At 66.4% G+C, this 19413-nt stretch carries 17 protein-coding genes; 14 read left to right on the plus strand and 3 right to left on the minus strand.

Annotated elements, in window-relative coordinates; all coding sequences use genetic code 11:
• Positions 1-159: 159 nt before the first annotated feature.
• From SB751_RS23585 to SB751_RS23610, 6 genes are all read left to right on the plus strand, one after another.
• Positions 160-732, plus strand: a complete 573-nt coding sequence (locus tag SB751_RS23585) for a shikimate kinase (protein WP_144200555.1) — start codon at positions 160-162, stop codon at positions 730-732.
• Complete coding sequence (gene aroB, locus SB751_RS23590) at positions 729-1835, plus strand: 3-dehydroquinate synthase (protein ID WP_144200370.1); 1107 nt, start codon at positions 729-731, stop codon at positions 1833-1835. The genes SB751_RS23585 and aroB overlap by 4 nt, the downstream gene beginning before the upstream one ends.
• Before the next feature lie 54 nt (positions 1836-1889).
• Complete coding sequence (locus tag SB751_RS23595; protein WP_144200372.1) at positions 1890-3026, plus strand: deoxyguanosinetriphosphate triphosphohydrolase; 1137 nt, start codon at positions 1890-1892, stop codon at positions 3024-3026.
• Positions 3027-3107: 81 nt separating this feature from the next.
• Positions 3108-3839 (plus strand): transposase, encoded by a 732-nt coding sequence (locus tag SB751_RS23600; RefSeq protein WP_144200373.1) that lies wholly within the window; start codon positions 3108-3110, stop codon positions 3837-3839.
• A gap of 377 nt (positions 3840-4216) precedes the next feature.
• Complete coding sequence (locus tag SB751_RS23605; protein WP_244844576.1) at positions 4217-8884, plus strand: glutamate synthase-related protein; 4668 nt, start codon at positions 4217-4219, stop codon at positions 8882-8884.
• Between the two features lie 122 nt (positions 8885-9006).
• Positions 9007-10470, plus strand: coding sequence for a glutamate synthase subunit beta (locus tag SB751_RS23610; RefSeq protein ID WP_144200378.1), 1464 nt, complete (start codon positions 9007-9009; stop codon positions 10468-10470).
• Between the two features lie 346 nt (positions 10471-10816).
• Here SB751_RS23610 and SB751_RS23615 read toward each other — a convergent pair whose 3' ends face one another.
• The 3 genes from SB751_RS23615 to SB751_RS23625 form a co-directional block, all read right to left on the minus strand.
• Positions 10817-11152 (minus strand): DUF1493 family protein, encoded by a 336-nt coding sequence (locus SB751_RS23615; RefSeq protein WP_144200380.1) that lies wholly within the window; start codon positions 11150-11152, stop codon positions 10817-10819.
• Complete coding sequence (locus SB751_RS23620) at positions 11152-11583, minus strand: STM2901 family protein (RefSeq protein ID WP_144200382.1); 432 nt, start codon at positions 11581-11583, stop codon at positions 11152-11154. The genes SB751_RS23615 and SB751_RS23620 overlap by 1 nt, the downstream gene beginning before the upstream one ends.
• Before the next feature lie 145 nt (positions 11584-11728).
• Positions 11729-12253 (minus strand): GNAT family N-acetyltransferase, encoded by a 525-nt coding sequence (locus SB751_RS23625; protein WP_211942899.1) that lies wholly within the window; start codon positions 12251-12253, stop codon positions 11729-11731.
• A 194-nt stretch (positions 12254-12447) separates the two neighbouring features.
• Between SB751_RS23625 and SB751_RS23630 the strand changes: the two genes are divergently transcribed.
• The 8 genes from SB751_RS23630 (at position 12448) to SB751_RS23665 (ending at position 19360) form a co-directional block, all read left to right on the plus strand.
• Positions 12448-13569: a tripartite tricarboxylate transporter substrate-binding protein gene (locus SB751_RS23630; RefSeq protein ID WP_144200386.1), complete on the plus strand. Its 1122-nt coding sequence runs from the start codon at positions 12448-12450 to the stop codon at positions 13567-13569.
• Positions 13570-13703: 134 nt separating this feature from the next.
• Positions 13704-14555, plus strand: coding sequence for an ABC transporter ATP-binding protein (locus SB751_RS23635; RefSeq protein WP_244844574.1), 852 nt, complete (start codon positions 13704-13706; stop codon positions 14553-14555).
• Entirely contained in the window at positions 14552-15328 is a 777-nt protein-coding gene (mlaE, locus tag SB751_RS23640) for a lipid asymmetry maintenance ABC transporter permease subunit MlaE (RefSeq protein WP_144200388.1), read from the plus strand. Before SB751_RS23635 ends, mlaE begins: the two co-directional genes overlap by 4 nt.
• A 38-nt stretch (positions 15329-15366) precedes the next feature.
• On the plus strand, positions 15367-15921 hold the full coding sequence (mlaD, locus tag SB751_RS23645; RefSeq protein WP_211942898.1) for an outer membrane lipid asymmetry maintenance protein MlaD: 555 nt from the start codon (positions 15367-15369) through the stop codon (positions 15919-15921).
• A complete protein-coding gene (locus SB751_RS23650) occupies positions 15918-16829 on the plus strand; it encodes a VacJ family lipoprotein (RefSeq protein ID WP_144200392.1) in 912 nt (303 codons plus the stop codon). The genes mlaD and SB751_RS23650 overlap by 4 nt, the downstream gene beginning before the upstream one ends.
• Positions 16830-17065: 236 nt before the next feature.
• Complete coding sequence (locus tag SB751_RS23655) at positions 17066-17701, plus strand: phospholipid-binding protein MlaC (RefSeq protein ID WP_144200394.1); 636 nt, start codon at positions 17066-17068, stop codon at positions 17699-17701.
• 135 nt (positions 17702-17836) lie between these two features.
• Positions 17837-18139, plus strand: a complete 303-nt coding sequence (locus SB751_RS23660) for a lipid asymmetry maintenance protein MlaB (protein WP_144200396.1) — start codon at positions 17837-17839, stop codon at positions 18137-18139.
• A gap of 270 nt (positions 18140-18409) precedes the next feature.
• Complete coding sequence (locus tag SB751_RS23665; RefSeq protein ID WP_144200398.1) at positions 18410-19360, plus strand: ABC transporter ATP-binding protein; 951 nt, start codon at positions 18410-18412, stop codon at positions 19358-19360.
• Positions 19361-19413 lie beyond the last annotated feature (53 nt).

The following is a 19413-nucleotide window of genomic DNA, read 5'->3' on the forward strand; positions in this document are numbered from 1 at the left end:
CCGGAAGCGCGCGATGCCGCGTGATGTATTGTCATCACCTGTTTTGCGAAAGTCCCGGCCGGGGCGATAATGCGAAGCCGCCAGGCACCACGCCTGCTTGACCTCGATACCCCAGTGACCGCGCAAGCCACTCGCCCGAATCTCTTTTTCGTTGGCCTCATGGGCGCCGGCAAGACTACCGTCGGCCGCACCGTGGCCCGGCGTCTCAACTACCCGTTCTTCGACTCCGACCATGAGCTCGAGGCGCGTTGCGGCGTGCGGATTCCGATCATTTTCGAACACGAGGGCGAAGCAGGCTTCCGCGACCGCGAGGCGCATATGATTGCCGAGCTGGCTTCGCGCCAGGGCATTGTGCTGGCCACGGGCGGCGGCGCTGTGCTGCGCCCGGAGAACCGCGAGGTGCTGAGTGCCAATGGCACCGTGGTCTACCTGCGCGCGAGCCCGCACGACCTCTGGCTGCGCACCCGCCACGACCGTAACCGGCCGCTGCTCCAGACCCAGGACCCCAAGGGCCGGCTCGAGGCGCTGTACGCCGAGCGCGACCCGCTGTACCGCGAAGTGGCGGATTTCATCATCGAAACCGGCAAGCCGTCCGTGGCACAGCTTGCTAATATGGTTCTGATGCAACTTGAGATGGCCGGCTTTGTGTTTCCGCCCGCGGAAGCCACCCCGGACGCCGATGCGGCCCCGCCCGCGGCGCCGGACCAGCCGGCGCAGGACACCCATTCATGATTACGCTTGAAGTCGACCTCGGGACGCGCAGCTACCCGATCCATATTGGTAGCGGCCTGCTCGACCGCGCCGAACTGCTGGCCCCGCACGTGCGTGGCCAGCACGCCGTCATCGTCACCAACGAGACGGTCGGTCCGCTGTACGCCGCCCGGGTGGAAGCCACGCTGGCCGCGCTCGGCAAGACCGTGCGCGTGGTCACGCTGCCGGACGGCGAGCGTTTCAAGCACTGGGAAACCCTGAACCTGATCTTCGATGCGCTGCTGGGCGCCGGCGCCGACCGCAAGACCACGCTGATCGCACTGGGCGGCGGCGTGGTGGGCGACATGACCGGGTTTGCCGCTGCCTGCTACATGCGCGGCGTGCCGTTCGTGCAGGTGCCGACCACGCTGCTGGCGCAGGTGGACTCCTCGGTGGGCGGCAAGACCGGCATCAACCACCCGCTCGGCAAGAACATGATTGGCGCGTTTCACCAGCCCAACGCGGTGATCGCCGACATCGACACCCTGCGCACCCTTCCGGCCCGCGAGCTGGCGGCCGGCCTGGCCGAGGTCATCAAGCATGGCGCGATTGCCGATACGGCCTACTTCGACTGGATCGAGAGCCATATCGCCGGCCTGAATGCCTGCGATACCAGCCTGATGGCCGAGGCCGTGCGCCGCTCCTGCGAGATCAAGGCCGCCGTGGTGGCCCAGGACGAGCGCGAGGGCGGCCTGCGGGCGATCCTGAACTTCGGCCACACCTTCGGGCATGCCATCGAGGCGGGCATGGGCTACGGCGAGTGGCTGCACGGCGAGGCGGTGGGCTGCGGCATGGTCATGGCTGCCGACCTGTCGCACCGGCTGGGCTTCATCGACACCGAGACGCGCGCGCGCATCCGCGAACTGACCCGGGCGGCCATGCTGCCCGTGGTGGCGCCGGAACTCGGCATCGACCGCTATATCGAACTGATGAAAGTGGACAAGAAGGCCGAGGCGGGCAGCATCAAGTTCATCCTGCTGAAGAAGCTTGGCGAAGCCTTCATCACCACCGTGCCCGACGCGGACCTGCGCGAGACGCTGCGCCATGCCACGTTGAAACCCCCAACCGAGGCACCGGTCGCCTGAACCCAAGCGATCGGCCATGCCTTGCAACCCCAAGCCCCGCCACCGGATTGCCGCATGACCGACCTCGAATCCCACCTCGCCCCGTACGCCGCCCACTCGACGCAGTCGCGGGGGCGGGTGCATGCCGAATCGGCGTCGTCGTCGCGCAGCGAATTCCAGCGTGACCGCGACCGCGTGATCCACAGCACCGCGTTCCGGCGCCTGGAGTACAAGACCCAGGTGTTCGTGAACCATGAGGGCGACCTGTTCCGCACCCGGCTCACGCACAGCCTGGAGGTGGCGCAGATAGCGCGGTCCATCGCGCGCAACCTGCGCGTCAACGAGGATCTGGTCGAGGCGATCTCGCTGGCCCACGACCTTGGCCACACCCCGTTCGGCCATGCCGGGCAGGATGCGCTGAACCTCTGCATGAAGAACCACGGCGGCTTCGAGCACAACCTGCAGAGCCTGCTGGTGGTGGACGAGCTGGAGGAGCGCTACGGCGGCTTCAATGGGCTGAACCTGACGTTCGAGACCCGTGAGGGCATTCTCAAGCATTGCTCGCGGGTCAACGCGGCAGCGCTCGGGGAGCTGGGGCGGCGCTTCCTCGAGGGCGCGCAGCCGTCGCTGGAGGCCCAGCTGGCCAACCTGGCCGACGAAATCGCCTACAACAACCACGATATCGACGATGGCCTGCGCTCGGGGCTCCTGACGCTGGAGCAACTGGACGAAGTGCCGATGTGGGGCCGCCACCGGGCCGAGGTCACGGCCGCGTTCCCGGGCATCAATGGCCGGCGCGCCATCAATGAGACGGTTCGCCGCATGATCAACACGCTGATCGTGGACCTGATCGAGACAACCGGGCGCAATATCGCCGCGGCCAACCCCAAGAATATCGATGCCGTGCGCGCCGCCGGTGCGCTGGTCGCCTTCAGCCCCAAGGTCCACGAGGAGGCGGCGGCGCTCAAGCGCTTCCTGTTCCGTCATCTATATAGGCACTACTTGGTGATGCGGATGTCCGCCAAGGCCCAGCGGATCATTTCGGACCTGTTTGGCGCCTTCATGCAGGATTCCCGCCTGCTGCCGCCGCAGTACCAGGCCAGCCATGGCGGCGACCAGCCGCGCCTGATATCCCATTACATCGCCGGCATGACGGACCGCTACGCGATTCGCGAGCACCGCCGCATCTTCGCCGTCAGCGAGAGCGACTGATCCCGCCACGTCCCCGAATTAAATGGGGACGGATCAGGCTATCATGCGGGGATTGCTGATGCAGGTTCCCCAAATCCCCGTATGGCGCGCCTTCCCCGATTCTCCCCAGCCGGTTTGCCGGCCCTCGTGTTGCAACGCGGCAACAACCGTCAGCCCGTGTTCCTGGGCCCGGACGATTACCTCCATTACCTCGATTGCCTGCGCATGGCCGCGCGCGAGCATGAACTGGCCGTTCATGCCTACGCGCTGCGCCCGAACCATATCCATCTGGTGGCCACGCCCAAGGGGCCCGATTCCCTGAGCCTGGCGATGCAGGCGGTCGGCCGCCGCTATGCGCGCCACTTCAACCGGGTGGCCAATCGCACGGGTACGCTCTGGGAGGGGCGCTTCCGCTCGGCCGTGATCGAACCCAATGCTTGGCTGCTGCCGGCGATGCTCTATGTCGAAGGTAATGCGCTGCGCGCTGGCGATGTCATGACGGCCGAGGCCGACCGCTGGAGCAGCTATCGGCATCACGCGGGCATCGAGTCGAGCCCGCTTGTGAGCGATCACTCCGCCTACTGGGAGCTTGGCAATACGCCTTTTGAGCGCCAGTCGAACTATCGCGCATTGACTGCCGAGGGACTGTCGGGAAAGACGCTCGCCACGCTGCGCCAGCATGCCCATAGCGGATGGCCGCTCGGCGACGCGGCCTTCCTGACGCAGCTGGAGCGTCACGCCACACGGCGCGTGCAGCCGTTGCCGAAGGGCCGGCCGCGCCGGGCCGGCGAGGAAGATCTCGACGAGGCAACGGCCGGCGATGCACCAGCCTGACGCCTAAGTGCGGCAAAGCTAATGTGTCCCCATTAAAAATGCGCCCTGAACCGGGGCGATTTTTAATGTGTTCTGACCCCATTTAAAATTTTTGCGATACATTCCCGATTCTCATATAGTTGCTCCACCCACAGTCATTGTGCGGCGCGTCACGCTCGTGTACGCCGCTGCGGCCCCGCTGCCTGCCACCCGCCCGTCAAAGAGGCGCCTGCATCCAGCCACCCCGTTCGGTCTGCCTTGCCGCGCGCGCTGCCTTCACCGGAATTCAGCCCGTGGACCACTCGCAACACCCCGCCGATCCCATCGATACCGCCGCCCGCCCGCAAGCGCAGGGCCTCTATGACCCGGCCAACGAGCACGACGCCTGCGGCGTCGGCATGGTTGCGCACATCAAGGGCCGCAAGTCGCACGAGATCATCTCGCAGGGCCTGAAGATCCTCGAGAACCTCGACCATCGCGGCGCCGTGGGCGCCGACAAGCTGATGGGCGACGGCGCCGGCATCCTGATCCAGATCCCGGACCAGTTCTACCGCGAGGAAATGGCCAAGCAGGGCGTGACCCTGCCGCCGAACGGCGAGTACGGCGTGGGCATGATCTTCCTGCCGAAGGAACACGCCTCGCGCCTGGCCTGCGAGCAGGAGCTCGAGCGCACGGTGCGCCTGGAAGGCCAGGTCGTGCTGGGCTGGCGTGACGTGCCGGTGGACTGCAACATGCCGATGTCCCCCACGGTGCGCACCACCGAGCCGGTGATCCGCCAGATCTTCATTGGCCGTGGCCGCGACATCATGACCACGGACGCGCTGGAACGTAAGCTCTACGTCATCCGCAAGACCGCCAGCCACGCCATCCAGGCGCTCAAGCTCAAGCACGGCAAGGAATACTTCGTGCCGTCGATGTCGGCCCGTACCGTGGTGTACAAGGGCCTGCTGCTGGCCAACCAGGTGGGCGAGTACTACCTCGACCTGCAGGACCCGCGCGCCGTCTCGGCCCTGGCCCTGGTGCACCAGCGCTTCTCCACCAACACCTTCCCGGCCTGGGAACTGGCCCACCCGTACCGCATGGTCGCCCACAACGGCGAAATCAACACGGTCAAGGGCAACGTCAACTGGGTCAACGCGCGCACGGGCGCCATTTCGTCGCCGGTGCTCGGCGACGACCTGCCCAAGCTGTGGCCGCTGATCTATCCGGGCCAGTCCGATACGGCATCGTTCGACAACTGCCTCGAACTGCTGACGATGGCCGGCTACCCGCTCGTCCACGCGATGATGATGATGATCCCGGAAGCCTGGGAACAGCACACGCTGATGGACGACAACCGCCGGGCGTTCTACGAGTACCACGCCGCCATGATGGAGCCGTGGGACGGCCCCGCCGCCATCTGCTTCACCGATGGCCGCCAGATCGGCGCCACGCTGGACCGTAACGGCCTGCGTCCGGCCCGTTTCTACGTGACCGAAGACGACGTGGTCGTGCTGGCCTCGGAAGCCGGCGTGCTGCCGTTCCCCGAGTCGCGCGTGGTGCAGAAGTGGCGCCTGCAGCCCGGCAAGATGTTCCTGATCGACATGGAACAGGGCCGCATCATCGACGACAAGGAGCTCAAGGACAACCTGGCCAACGCCAAGCCGTACAAGAGCTGGATCGATGCCGTGCGCATCAAGATGGACGAGCTCGAGGCCAAGCCCGAGGACGTGGCCGCCGAGAAGAAGCCCGCGGCGCCGCTGCTGGACCGCCAGCAGGCCTTCGGCTACACGCAGGAGGACGTCAAGTTCCTGATGGCGCCGATGGCGCTGGCCGGCGAGGAAGCCACCGGCTCGATGGGCAATGACTCGCCGCTGGCCGTGCTGTCGTCGAAGAACAAGACGCTGTACCACTACTTCAAGCAGCTGTTCGCCCAGGTGACCAACCCGCCGATCGACCCGATCCGCGAGAACATGGTCATGTCGCTGGTGTCGTTCATCGGCCCGAAGCCGAACCTGCTCGAACTGAACAACATCAACCCGCCGATGCGCCTCGAAGTGTCCCAGCCCGTGCTGGACTTCAAGGACATCGCCAAGATCCGCAACATCGAGCACTACACCGGTGGCAAGTTCCGCGCTTATGAGCTGAACATCTGCTATCCGACGGCATGGGGCAAGGAAGGCATCGAGGCGCGCCTGGCGTCGCTGTGCGCCGAGGCCGTGGATGCCGTGCGCTCGGGCTACAACATCCTGATCGTGTCCGACCGCCGCGTCGATGCCGATCATGTGGCGATTCCGGCACTGCTGGCGACGTCCGCCATCCACCATCACCTGGTGGAAAAGGGCCTGCGCACGTCCGCCGGCCTGGTGGTGGAAACCGGCTCGGCGCGTGAGGTGCACCACTTCGCGCTGCTGGCTGGCTACGGCGCCGAGGCAGTCCACCCGTACCTGGCGATGGAAACGCTGGCCGACATGGCCACCGGCCTGTCTGGCGACCTGTCGCCCGAGAAGGCGGTCAAGAACTTCGTCAAGGCCATCGGCAAGGGCCTGTTCAAGGTGATGTCCAAGATGGGCATCTCCACGTACATGTCCTACACCGGCGCGCAGATCTTCGAGGCCATCGGCCTGTCGCGCGAACTGGTGCAGAAGTATTTCCACGGCACGCCGTCCAACGTGGAAGGCATCGGCATCTTCGAGGTCGCCGAGGAAGCCATCCGCCTGCATCGCGACGCGTTCGGCAACAACCCCGTGCTCGAGACCATGCTCGAGGCCGGCGGCGAGTACGCCTACCGCGTGCGGGGCGAGGAGCATATGTGGACGCCGGATTCGGTGGCCAAGCTCCAGCACTCGGTGCGCGCCGATGACGGCAAGGGTGCCTACCAGACGTACAAGGAATACGCGAACATCATCAACGACCAGAGCCGCCGCCACATGACGCTGCGCGGCCTGTTCGAGTTCAAGGTGGATCCGTCGCGCGCCATTCCGCTCGAGGAAGTGGAGTCTGCCAAGGACATCGTGAAGCGTTTCGCCACGGGCGCCATGTCGCTCGGCTCGATCTCGACCGAAGCCCACACCACGCTGGCCGTGGCGATGAACCGCATCGGCGGCAAGTCGAACACCGGCGAAGGCGGCGAGGACGAGAAGCGCTACCGCAACGAACTGCGCGGCATCCCCATCAAGCAGGGCGATACCCTCAAGGGCCTGCTGGGCGACCACGTGATCGAGCGTGACCTGCCGCTGCAGGAAGGCGATTCGCTGCGCAGCAAGATCAAGCAGGTGGCGTCGGGCCGCTTTGGCGTGACCGCCGAGTACCTGGCGTCGGCCGACCAGATCCAGATCAAGATGGCCCAGGGCGCCAAGCCCGGCGAGGGTGGCCAGCTGCCTGGCCACAAGGTGTCGGACTACATCGGCAAGCTGCGTTACTCGGTGCCGGGCGTGGGCCTGATCTCGCCGCCGCCGCACCATGACATCTACTCGATCGAGGATCTGGCGCAGCTGATCCACGACCTGAAGAACGTGAACCCGGTGTCGGACATCTCGGTCAAGCTGGTGTCCGAAGTGGGCGTGGGCACCGTGGCGGCCGGCGTGGCGAAGGCCAAGGCCGACCACGTGGTGATCGCCGGCCATGACGGCGGCACCGGCGCCTCGCCGTGGTCGTCGATCAAGCACGCCGGCACGCCTTGGGAGCTGGGCCTGGCCGAGACGCAGCAGACGCTGATGCTCAACGGCCTGCGCAACCGCATCCGCGTGCAGGCAGATGGCCAGATGAAGACCGGCCGCGACGTGGTGATCGGCGCGCTGCTGGGCGCCGACGAGTTCGGCTTCGCCACGGCACCGCTGGTGGCCGAGGGCTGCATCATGATGCGCAAGTGCCACCTGAACACCTGCCCGGTGGGCGTGGCCACGCAGGATCCGGCGCTGCGCAAGAAGTTCCAGGGCAAGCCCGAGCACGTGGTGAACTTCTTCTTCTTCGTTGCCGAGGAAGCGCGCGAGATCATGGCCCAACTGGGCATCCGCACCTTCGACGAGCTGATCGGCCGCGCCGACCTGCTCGACATGCGCAGCGGCATCGAGCACTGGAAGGCGCGCGGCCTGGACTTCGGCCGCATCTTCTACCAGCCGGCGTTCGCCGCCGACGTGCCGCGCTTCCACACGGACGTGCAGGACCACGGCCTGTCGGTGGAAGCCGGCAAGGCGCTGGACCATGTGCTGATCGCCAAGGCGCGCCAGGCCATCGACAAGGGTGAGCGCGTGTCGTTCATCCAGCCGGTGAAGAACGTGAACCGCACGGTGGGCGCGATGCTGTCCGGCGTGATCGCCAAGCAGTACGGCCACGAGGGCCTGCCTGACGACACCATCCACATCCAGCTGCAAGGCACGGCCGGCCAGTCGTTCGGCGCGTTCCTGGCGCACGGCATCACGCTGGACCTGGTGGGCGACGGCAACGACTACGTGGGCAAGGGCCTCTCCGGCGGCCGCGTGATCGTGCGCACGCCGCACGAGTTCCGTGGCGACCCGACGCGCAACATCATCGTCGGCAACACGGTGCTGTACGGCGCCATCGCCGGCGAGGCGTTCTTCAACGGCGTGGCCGGCGAACGCTTCGCGGTGCGCAACTCGGGCGCCGTGGCGGTGGTCGAGGGCACGGGCGACCATGGTTGCGAGTACATGACCGGCGGCACGGTGGTCGTGCTGGGCGGCACGGGCCGCAACTTCGCGGCGGGCATGTCCGGCGGCGTGGCCTACGTCTATGACGAGGATGGCCTGTTCGACAAGCGCTGCAACACCTCGATGGTGGCGCTGGAGGCGGTGCTCGCCTCGGCCGACCAGGAGAAGGGCCAGCCCAAGGCACAGTGGCACAAGCAGGGCGGCAAGCGCGAGCTGGACGAAGTGATCCTGCGCAACCTGATCGAGCAGCATTTCCGCTACACCGGTTCGGAGCGCGCCAAGGCGCTGCTGGCGGACTGGACCACGGCGCGCCGCAAGTTCGTCAAGGTCTTCCCGACCGAGTACAAGCGCGCCCTGGGCGAGATGTACGCCAAGGAGCAGGCCGCCCGCGACAACGACCGCGAGGCGATTGCCGCCTGACGGCGCGCATCGGCCACCCCACGAGATGGCGCCGCGCGGCATGCCCCGCGGCGCCAACAAGATACTGACCCCACGCGAGGCCGGCCCAGCCGCCTCGCGCCCAGCTAGACCAAGGACGCAACATGGGTAAGGCGACTGGCTTTCTCGAATTTCCCCGCCAGAACGAAGGCTATGAGCCGGTAGTCAAGCGTGTGAAGCACTACAAGGAGTTCGTCTTCGCACTGTCCGACAGCGAGGCGAAGATCCAGGGTGCGCGCTGCATGGACTGCGGCATCCCGTTCTGCAACAACGGCTGCCCGGTCAACAACATCATTCCGGACTTCAACGACCTGGTGTACCGCCAGGACTGGAAGACGGCCATCGAGGTCCTGCACCAGACCAACAACTTCCCCGAGTTCACGGGCCGGATCTGCCCGGCACCGTGCGAGGCGGCCTGCACGCTCGGCATCAACGAGCTGCCGGTGGGCATCAAGTCGATCGAGCACGCCATTATCGACAAGGCCTGGGAAGAGGGCTGGGTGGCGCCGCACGTGCCCGCGCACAAGACCGGCAAGACCGTGGCCGTGGTCGGCTCCGGCCCGGCTGGCCTGGCTGCCGCGCAGCAACTGGCCCGCGCCGGCCATGACGTGACGGTGTTCGAGAAGAACGACCGCATCGGCGGCCTGCTGCGCTATGGCATCCCCGACTTCAAGATGGAGAAGACGCTGATCGACCGCCGCATCGAGCAGATGCAGGCCGAAGGCGTGACGTTCCGGGCGGGCGTGATGGTGACCGAAGGCGAACTGCCCGCCGGTATCGTGAACTACGCCCGCGAGACGGTGTCCGCGCAGTCGTTGATGGACCAGTTCGACGCCGTGGTGCTGGCCGGCGGCTCGGAAGTGCCGCGCGACCTGCCGGTGCCGGGCCGTGAGCTGGCCGGCGTGCACTACGCGCTGGAATTCCTGATCCCGCAGAACAAGGAAGTGGCCGGCGACGCCGTGAACGACATCCGCGCGGATGGCAAGCACGTGATCGTGATCGGCGGTGGCGATACGGGTTCCGACTGCGTCGGTACGTCGAATCGCCATGGCGCGGTGTCGGTGACCCAGTTCGAACTGCTGCCGCAGCCGCCGGACGAGGAAAACAAGCCGCTGGTGTGGCCGTACTGGCCGATCAAGCTGCGCACGTCGTCGTCCCACGACGAAGGCTGCTCGCGTGACTGGTCCGTGGCCACCAAGGAATTCATCGGCGAGAACGGCAAGCTCACGGCCCTGAAAGCCTGCCGCGTGGAGTGGAAGGACGGCCGCATGCAGGAAGTGCCGGGCAGCGAATTCGTGCTGCCGGCAGACCTGGTGCTGCTGGCCATGGGCTTCACCAACCCGGTGGGCTCGGTGCTGGAGGCCTTTGGCGTGGATACGGACGCCCGCAAGAACGCCAAGGCCTCCACCGAAGGCGATCGCGCGTACTACACCAACGTGCCCAAGGTCTTCGCCGCCGGCGACGTGCGCCGCGGCCAGTCCCTCGTGGTCTGGGCCATCCGCGAAGGCCGCCAGGCCGCCCGCTCGGTCGACGCCTTCCTGATGGGCCACACGGTACTGCCGCGCTGATTGCAGGCGTTCCAGGTAAAGAGCCCGCCCGGGGTTTCTCGGGCGGGCTTTTTGTTTTGTGGACGGGGTGGACTAGAGCGTCATGGTCCACGGTACAGCGGCGGCGGCGATCGTCAGCACCGCCATCCATCTCGCCGATGCGCGTCTCGCCCGGCATGCCATGCCGCTATCGCCAGGAAGACCATGGTTGCCAGGACCGCCTCGTTGCCTGAGGCGTCCTCGATTGCGCCACGCGGAATCGAGGGGGCCATCTCGTACATCCAGCTATACGAGTTGCCCGCTAGAGCCGCCAGGAGAAGCACTCCCCAGATGCAAGAAGCTTGGGCAAGCCAGCGGATCGCGGATCTCATGGCGTTTCCCAGGCGCCCGACTCGATCGCCCGTTCCAGCATGCCGACGGTCAGCGGCATCTTTTCGTACTTCAGACGAAGCTTCCGTGAGAACGGCATGGCGAGGATCTCGAGCAGGCTGAAGCCCTCTTCGCAGAAGTAACGCTGGAACGCATAGTCGCCACGCTCGATGCCGAAGTGCGTGAGAAATTCCTCCATGAAATCAAAGGCTTCGTCGCCGGTCAGGTCCAGATCGCGCTCAAGGCTGTCGGTGCGGGAAATGCGCTGGCCTTCCGGAAGGCCGGTGCTTTGCCGGATAAAGGCAGTAACTGCCGCAAGCGTGGCGTCTGTCATTAGAAGGCCCTGTCTTCGCTTTTGACCAAACGGTTGTACTGGCCCACTGAGTTAGCAGTGATGATGGCTACGTCTCGAGCGAAGAGTGCCCAGCCGAGAACCGGAACGGAGCGGCCGACGAAAGTGCCAAGGTTTCGCGTCATGAACACTTTGAGTTGTCTGACGCTCGCATTCGTGACAGTCGGCAAGATCTTTCGCTTCAGATCGTAATTCAGGTAGGTTCGCGCGAGTTTTGAAGCCACGGAGGGTCGCGGCGTGGCCCCGTGAAATTTACCTCGCGTGGGCACCCAGTTCTGGCCCGCCAGAATCGCTCCAACAGTAGCGAAATCTTCAATCCCAAGCTGCTTGCAGGTTTCGTCGATGGTGACCAGCAGGAACAATTCTCCGGGCGAAAGGTTTTCGTGGATGCCATAGCGATAAGTGTTGCCCATACGTAGATCTCCAACTCTGTTGAGCTGGAAACCGTATCGCCACACCGCCGGTGAAGAAATCGGACTTCATCGAGTTCCCGGTCGGGCTTGCTGCACGTCAAACACGCGCGACGCGCTTGCCACCGCCCACCCTGTCAGCCTCCCGTCAGCCGCCAAACCTACGCTCCATGAGGATTGCATCTGCGCCGTAGGCGGCCAGTTTTTGGGCATGCGGGGCGGCGTCGTGTGCGGTCAGCGGGGCGTACCCGATCCTGCGCCACCAGGCGGCGGCGGACTGAACGGCGATCAGGCGCGATGAGGTCAGGCCCAGCGTGCGGGCCGACTGTTCGGCGGCGGTGTAGAGGCGGGCGGCCAGGCCAGCGCCCTGGCCGGCGGGCGCCACGGCCATGTCGTGGACGAACCAGGTCAGGGGAGTGGCGGGCGGCCAGTCGCGCGCCAGCACGCCGTCGAGCGGTGGCAGCGTGGCTTGCGGCCAGGCGTGGGTGAACAGGTAGGCGGCCAGCCGGCTTTGGGGCAGCGCGGCCACCCAGCAGGTTCCGGGCGACAGCGCGAGGCGGCTGGCGAGGGCGTCGGCGGATTCGATCAGCGTGGAGGCATAGCACTGCGCCTGGACGGCGAGCACGGCGGGCAGGTCGGCGGCCAGCATCCGCCGCAGGACAATTTCAGACATCGGGCGATTATAAAAGAGGGATCCATTGCGCCCCACGATCACCCATTGGGGTCCACCCGGCTATGGTTTACGTGGTCTGTGCCGTCCTGAGCGTTGTTCGTACAATGCCCAAAAAGCGATAACAAGAGACTGCCTCGAAATCCCTTTCAGCCGATTTGGTGCCATGGCCTTGCGTCGTGGTCCGGAGGAAATTGATGCCCGAAGTGCGCAAAAGGTCGCGGCTTTGGCGAGGTAATACGGAGTTGCCGACACTCGCTGCCTCCCCGGCGGCCCCGCGCCCTTCGTGGCGGGCCGTCCTGATGCTGCCCGCCTTCCTCGGTGCGGCAGTGGCATTCGCGCAGCCTCCCGCCGGACTGGCCACCGCACAATTCGCCGCCATTCCCAACGGCAGCCGCCCCGAACTGCTGAACCGTCCCGTGTCCTTCCCGGCGCGGCCCATCCGCATGATCGTGCCGTTCCCGGCCGGCGGTGTGGCCGATGCCACGGCGCGGCTGGTGGCCGAGCGCCTCGCGGTGCGCCTGGGCGTGCCGGTCGAGGTGGACAACCGCCCCGGCGCGGCGGGCACAATGGCCGGCGATGTCGTCGCCAAGTCCAGTTCCGACGGTCACACGCTGCTGTTCCACCAGGCCAACATGTTGATCCAGCCCGGCCTGGAGCCGGTGCCCTACGACGTGGTGCGCGACTTCACGCCCGTGGCGCGTGTGGCCACGATGCCGCTGTTCCTCGTGATCGATGGGCGCCTGCCGATGCAGACGCCGCAGCAATGGGTCACGGCGGTGCGGTCGAGCCCGGGCTCCTATAGCTATGGCTACGGCCAGCCCGGCAGCCCGGCCCACTTCTATGCCGAATACGCGGTGCGCGGCATCCCGAGCGGGGTGCCGCTGGTGACGGCCAAGGGCGAGGCCGCCGTGGTTCTCGAAATGCTCGCCGGCCGCATCAGCGCCTGCTTCTGTTCCTATACAGCCGTGCAGAACCACGTGCGCAGCGGCACGCTGCGCTTGCTTGGCGTCACCGGCGGCCAGCGCTCGCCGCTGGCGCCACAGGTGCCCACGCTGCAGGAAGCGGGCATGGATGGCTATGGCGCCACGGCCTGGTACGGCGTGATGGCCCCGGCCAAGACGCCGCGCGCCATCGTTGCCCGCCTGGCCACGGAGCTGGATAACGTCACCAACGAGCGCGAAGTGCGTGCGCGGCTGATGGCTGCCGGGCTCACGGCGGTGCGCGATTCGCCGGAGGCGTTCGCCACGGCCATCCGCGCCGAGACCCTCCAGTGGCAGATGCTGGTGCGCCAGTCGACGCAGGGCGCGGAGCCCTGACTGGCCGCCAGCCGGCGATTTGTTCCATTTCGGGAACACTGTTGTCCGGACTGGAATGTAGCGGTCGCCACACAGCAACCCGCGCGTCTAGGTGGTAGCCCTTATAATGGCGCCCTGCCCAATCCGGTGCCAACGTGACCGCTACCGTACCGAACCTCCCTGCCCAGTCCCTGATCAGCCCGGACATCGTCGAACTCGCCGATGTCGATTTCGCCTATGCGGCGGGCGACAAGCCGGTGCTCGCCGGCCTGTCGATGCGCTTCCCGCGCGGCAAGGTGGTGGCCGTGATGGGCGGCTCGGGCTGCGGCAAGACCACGGTCATGCGCCTGATCGGCGGCATGGTGCGCCCCTCCAGCGGACGGGTGACCTTCAACGGCGCCGACATCGATGCCATGGACCAGCCCGGCCTCTACGCCGTGCGGCGCCAGATGGGCATGCTGTTCCAGTTCGGGGCGCTGTTCACCGACCTCTCGGTCTTCGATAATGTGGCGTTTCCGTTGCGTGAGCACACGGACCTGCCCGATTCGATGATCCGCGACCTCGTGCTGATGAAGCTCAACGCGGTGGGCCTGCGCGGCGCGCGGGAGCTGATGCCGGCCCAGATCTCCGGCGGCATGGCGCGGCGGGTGGCGCTGGCGCGGGCCATCGCGCTGGACCCGGCGCTGCTGATGTATGACGAGCCGTTCGCTGGCCTTGACCCGATCTCGCTCGGCCTCACCGCCAACCTGATCCGCAGCCTCAACGACGCGCTGGGCGCCACCACGATCATCGTCTCCCATGATGTGCAGGAGACGTTTCTGATTGCCGACTACGTCTATTTCATCGCCAACGGCCGGATCGCGGCCGAGGGCGAGCCGGACGCGCTGCGTGCCTCGACCGATCCGTTCGTGCGCCAGTTTGTCCATGCCGAGGCCGACGGCCCGGTGCCATTCCATTACCCGGGCCCCTCGCTGGCCGATGACTTCGCCGCCGGAGGTAGCCGTTGACCGCCTTCTTCACCAGCATCGGCGCCGCCGTGCGCAATTTCGTGGGCGGCGTCGGCCACGCCACGCGCATGTTCTTCGCGCTGCTGGCGCTGTCCCCGGCGTTGCTGCGCCGGCCCCGGCTGGTCACCGACCAGGTGTTCTTCGTCGGCAACCTGTCTCTGGTGATCATCGCCGTGTCCGGGCTGTTCGTCGGCTTCGTGCTGGGCCTGCAGGGCTACTACACGCTGAACCGCTATGGCTCGGAGCAGGCGCTCGGGCTGCTGGTGGCGCTGTCGCTGGTGCGTGAGCTGGGGCCGGTGGTTTCGGCACTGCTGTTCGCGGGGCGCGCGGGCACCTCGCTGACGGCCGAGATCGGCCTGATGAAGGCGGGCGAGCAGCTCACCGCCATGGAAATGATGGCCGTGAACCCGTTGCAGCGCGTGATTGCGCCGCGCTTCTGGGCCGGCGTGATTGCCATGCCGGTCCTGGCGGCCATCTTCAGCGCCGTGGGCGTCCTGGGCGGCTACCTGGTGGGCGTGCAGCTGATCGGGGTGGACGCCGGCGCGTTCTGGTCGCAGATGCAGGGCGGCGTGGATGTGCGCGCCGACGTGCTCAATGGCGTGATCAAGAGCTTCATTTTTGGTATCGCGGTGACGTTTATTGCCTTGTACCAGGGCTTCGAGGCCCGCCCGACGCCGGAAGGCGTGTCACGGGCCACCACGCGTACCGTGGTGATGGCCTCGTTGGCCGTGCTGGGCCTGGATTTCCTGCTGACCGCGCTGATGTTCAGCTGACGCGGCGGCAAACGAAACGCATTCGACAAGAGACTCGCATGAAGAAAAAATCACTCGACTACTGGGTGGGGCTGTTCGTGGTGGTGGGGTTTGTCGCGCTGCTGTTCCTCGCGCTCAAGGCCGGCAACATGAGCAGCTTCTCGTTCCAGGAGACCTACTCGGTCCAGGCGCAGTTCGACAACATCGGCGGGCTGAAGGCGCGTGCGCCGGTCAAGAGCGCCGGCGTGGTGGTGGGGCGCGTGGCGTCCATCCGCTTCGATGACAAGTCCTACCTGGCCACGGTGGAGCTGAACCTGGACAAGTCGTACCAGTTTCCGAAGGACACCTCGGCCAAGATTCTGACGTCCGGCCTGCTGGGCGAGCAGTACATCGGCCTCGAGGCCGGCGGCGACACCGCCATGCTGGCCCAGGGCAGCAAGATCACGATGACCCAGTCGGCAGTCGTGCTTGAAAACCTGATCGGTCAGTTCCTGTACAACAAGGCCGCCGACGCCGGCGCCGGCGGGGGTTCCGCCTCGACGGCTCCGGCTGCCGCGCCGTCTTCCGGCGCCGCCGCGCTGCCGGCCGCACCGGGCACGGAGGGCGCGAAATGAGCCGCCGTGTCAGGCATCGGCGCCCGCGGGCGCCTGGACAACTGTGTGCCGCCGCCTTCGCTGCCCTGATGCTGGCGGGCTGCGCCACCGGCCCCGACGCCAATCCGAAGGACCCGCTCGAACCCCTGAACCGGGGCGTGCAGACGGTCAACGAGCAGGTGGACAAGTACGCGCTGAAGCCGGTTGCCACGGTCTACGCGGACTATGTGCCGTCGCCGGTCCGGACCGCCGTGGGCAACTTCTTCTCGAATATGTCCGATGTCTACTCGGCGGCGAACAACCTGCTGCAGGGCAAGCCGTCGCGCGCGGCGGAAGACACCATGCGGGTGGCCATCAACAGCGTGCTCGGCATTGGCGGGCTGATCGACATCGCCACGCCGGCCGGGCTGCCCAAGTACAAGGAAGACTTCGGCCAGACGCTCGGCGTGTGGGGGGTGCCGTCCGGCCCGTACCTGGTGCTGCCGCTGTTCGGCCCGAGCACCGTGCGTGACACCGGCGGCATGCTGGTGGACCGCCTGATGGACCCGTCCGCCTATATCTACCCGGTGTGGGCGCGCAATACCGCCGCCGGCGTGCGCATCGTCGATGGCCGCTCGCAGCTGATGGGCGCCTCGAACCTGATCGAGGCGGCTGCGCTGGACCGCTATGCCTTCCTGCGCGACTCCTATATGCAGCGCCGCCAGTACCTGATCTATGACGGCAATCCGCCATCCCAGGATGATCAGGACCAGGAGGGTGCTTCATCGGCCAGCCCGGCGAGTTCGACAGCCCCGTCCGACGCGGCGCCGGCCCAGGACAAGCCCGCCAGCGAAGCCCCGGCCGACCAGGGCACCCAGCCGGCCCAGCCGATGCCCGTGCCGACCCCGAACCTGATTGGTCCGGGCGGCGCGCTCCGTTTCGGCCGGTGATCGATTTGCCAGCCCCGTGCTGGCTGGGGTTTGCGGCGACTGTGCCAGCGCTGTGAGCCCTGCAACAAAGTGTTTGAAAGTGGTGTTTGAGGCGCTTGGATGCCAAGCGCTTCCCGGGCGCCTATGTTTCAATGAGTGCGCGGTTTGGCAGCTCCACGCCAGCCGCAGCGGTTTCCTGGGCACCTGGCGTCATGCGTTGGCCGACGCGAAGCCCTTGATAGATAAGGATATTTACGATGCTGAAGCGACTGTTGGTCCCCTTTGTTTCCGTCTTCACCGTGCTGGCCTTCACCGGCACCGCGCAGGCCCAGCAGGCCACGGACGCGTCCTCGCCGGACGCGCTGGTCAAGACCGTGGTGAACGACGTCATGGCCTCCGTGCGCGCTGACAAGGACATGCAGGCCGGCAACCTCGGCAAGATCACGGCGCTGGTCGAGCAGAAGATCCTGCCGAACGCCAACTTCGGCAAGACCACGCAGATCGCGATGGGCCGCAACTGGTCGAAGGCCACGCCGGAACAGCAGAAGATCATCACCGATGAGTTCAAGACGCTGCTGATCCGTACCTATGCCGGCGCCATCGCCCAGATCCGCGACCAGCAGGTGCAGTTCCGCCCGTACCGCGGCACGGCTGAGGACACTGACGCCACGATCCGTACACAGGTCATCAACAAGGGCGAGCCGATCCAGATGGATTACCGCCTCGAGAAGACCGCCCAGGGTTGGAAGGTCTACGACATCAACGTACTCGGCGCGTGGCTGACCGAAGCCTACAAGGGCAGCTTCAACACGATCGTGACGCAGCAGGGTGTGGACGGCGTCATCAAGACCCTGCAGGACCGCAACCGGCAACTGGCCAACGCCAAGAGCTGATGCGGAATCTGGTTGCGGCGCAGCACGCCGCAGCCATTCCGGTCTACAATGGCCGCTCGGCGCCAACCTGTTTCTCGTAGAAATATGCGTGGGCGCCGGTTTCCCGACCTCGATTTCCCTTCTTCGATCGATCTGATGCCTGCGCTCGGCCCTTCGCTGACCAACCGCAACGCCGCCGCCGTGCTGCGTGAGGGGCTGTCGCGCGTGTCCCAGGGCGATGTGGCCGTCGATTGCAGCGCGCTGGCGCAGGTCGATTCGGCTGCCGTGGCCGTGCTGCTGGCGTGGCAACGCGCCGCCGCCGCCCGGGGTCAGGCGCTGGCGCTGCATGGCGTGCCGCCGCAACTGGCCTCGCTGGCCACGCTTTACGGCGTGGAAAGCCTGCTGGGCCTGCCGCCCGCGCCGATCTCCCACCCGGAACACCACCACCACCGACATTGAACCGGCATCCATGGCTGCGCGTGATTGGCGCGGCCGATGCGATGCCCCGGCGTCAGGCTGCGGCCGGCGCCGCGTCGGAACGGTAGCGGGGCCAGTCGGGCCAAAGCGAGACACCCCCCGCATCCCCTATAATTCCGGGTTGTTCGTCCCCAAGTCGCCCCCAAGTGTCCTGACACGGCTCCACCAGGTGCTGCGCGGCTAACCTCAAGGACGTTCCCCCCAACTCCAGTGAGGCGGCCCGCCCAGGCGCCCCTCACAAGACCATCGGCCATGAAAGCCATCGAAATTACCGATGTCCGCAAGCGCTACCGCAACCTGCAGGCGCTCAAGGGTGTCAGTTTCACCGTCGAGCGCGGCGAGTTCTTCGGCCTGCTCGGTCCCAACGGTGCCGGCAAGACCACGCTGATCTCGATCCTCGCGGGCCTGAACCGCGCCGATTCGGGCCGCGTGAGCGTGCTCGGGCACGATGTGGTGGACGACTACCGCATGGCGCGCCGCATGCTCGGCGTGGTGCCCCAGGAACTGGTTTTCGATCCGTTTTTCACGGTTCGGGAGACGTTGCGGCTGCAATCGGGCTATTTCGGCCTGACGCGCAACGACGACTGGATCGACGAAATCATGGCCAACCTGGACCTCACCAGCAAGGCGGACGCCAACATGCGCCAGTTGTCCGGCGGCATGAAGCGGCGCGTGCTGGTGGCGCAGGCGCTGGTGCACCGGCCGCCCGTGATCGTGCTCGATGAGCCGACCGCCGGCGTGGACGTGGAGTTGCGCCAGACGCTCTGGAAGTTCATCTCGCGCCTGAACAAGGAAGGTCACACGATCATCCTGACCACGCACTATCTCGAGGAAGCCGAGGCGCTGTGCGACCGTATCGCCATGCTGAAGTTTGGCGAGGTGGTGGCGCTGGACCGCACCAGCAACCTGCTGACCCAGTTCGCGGGGCTGCAGCTGGTGCTCACGCTGTCGCGCGGCACGCTGCCGCCGGCGCTGGAGGCGCTGCGCACGCCGTCCAACCCCGGCGAGCGCGCCCACCGGCTGCGCCTTTCGGGCTACGAAGCCGTCGAACCGATCCTGGCCGCGCTGCGCGAGGCTGGCTGCGAAGTGGAAGACATGGAAATCAGCAAGGCCGACCTCGAAGACGTGTTCGTCCAGATCATGCGGCGAGAAGGGCACATGCCGGGCGCGGTGCCCGATGCGTCCCTGGAGGCTGCGGCATGACCCGACCTATCGACCAACTCGACAATCGCGCCTCGGAGCTGTCCGACCTGACC

This window comes from Cupriavidus sp. SIMBA_020 (genome assembly GCF_046535395.1).
Taxonomy (GTDB): Bacteria; Pseudomonadota; Gammaproteobacteria; order Burkholderiales; family Burkholderiaceae; genus Cupriavidus; species Cupriavidus campinensis.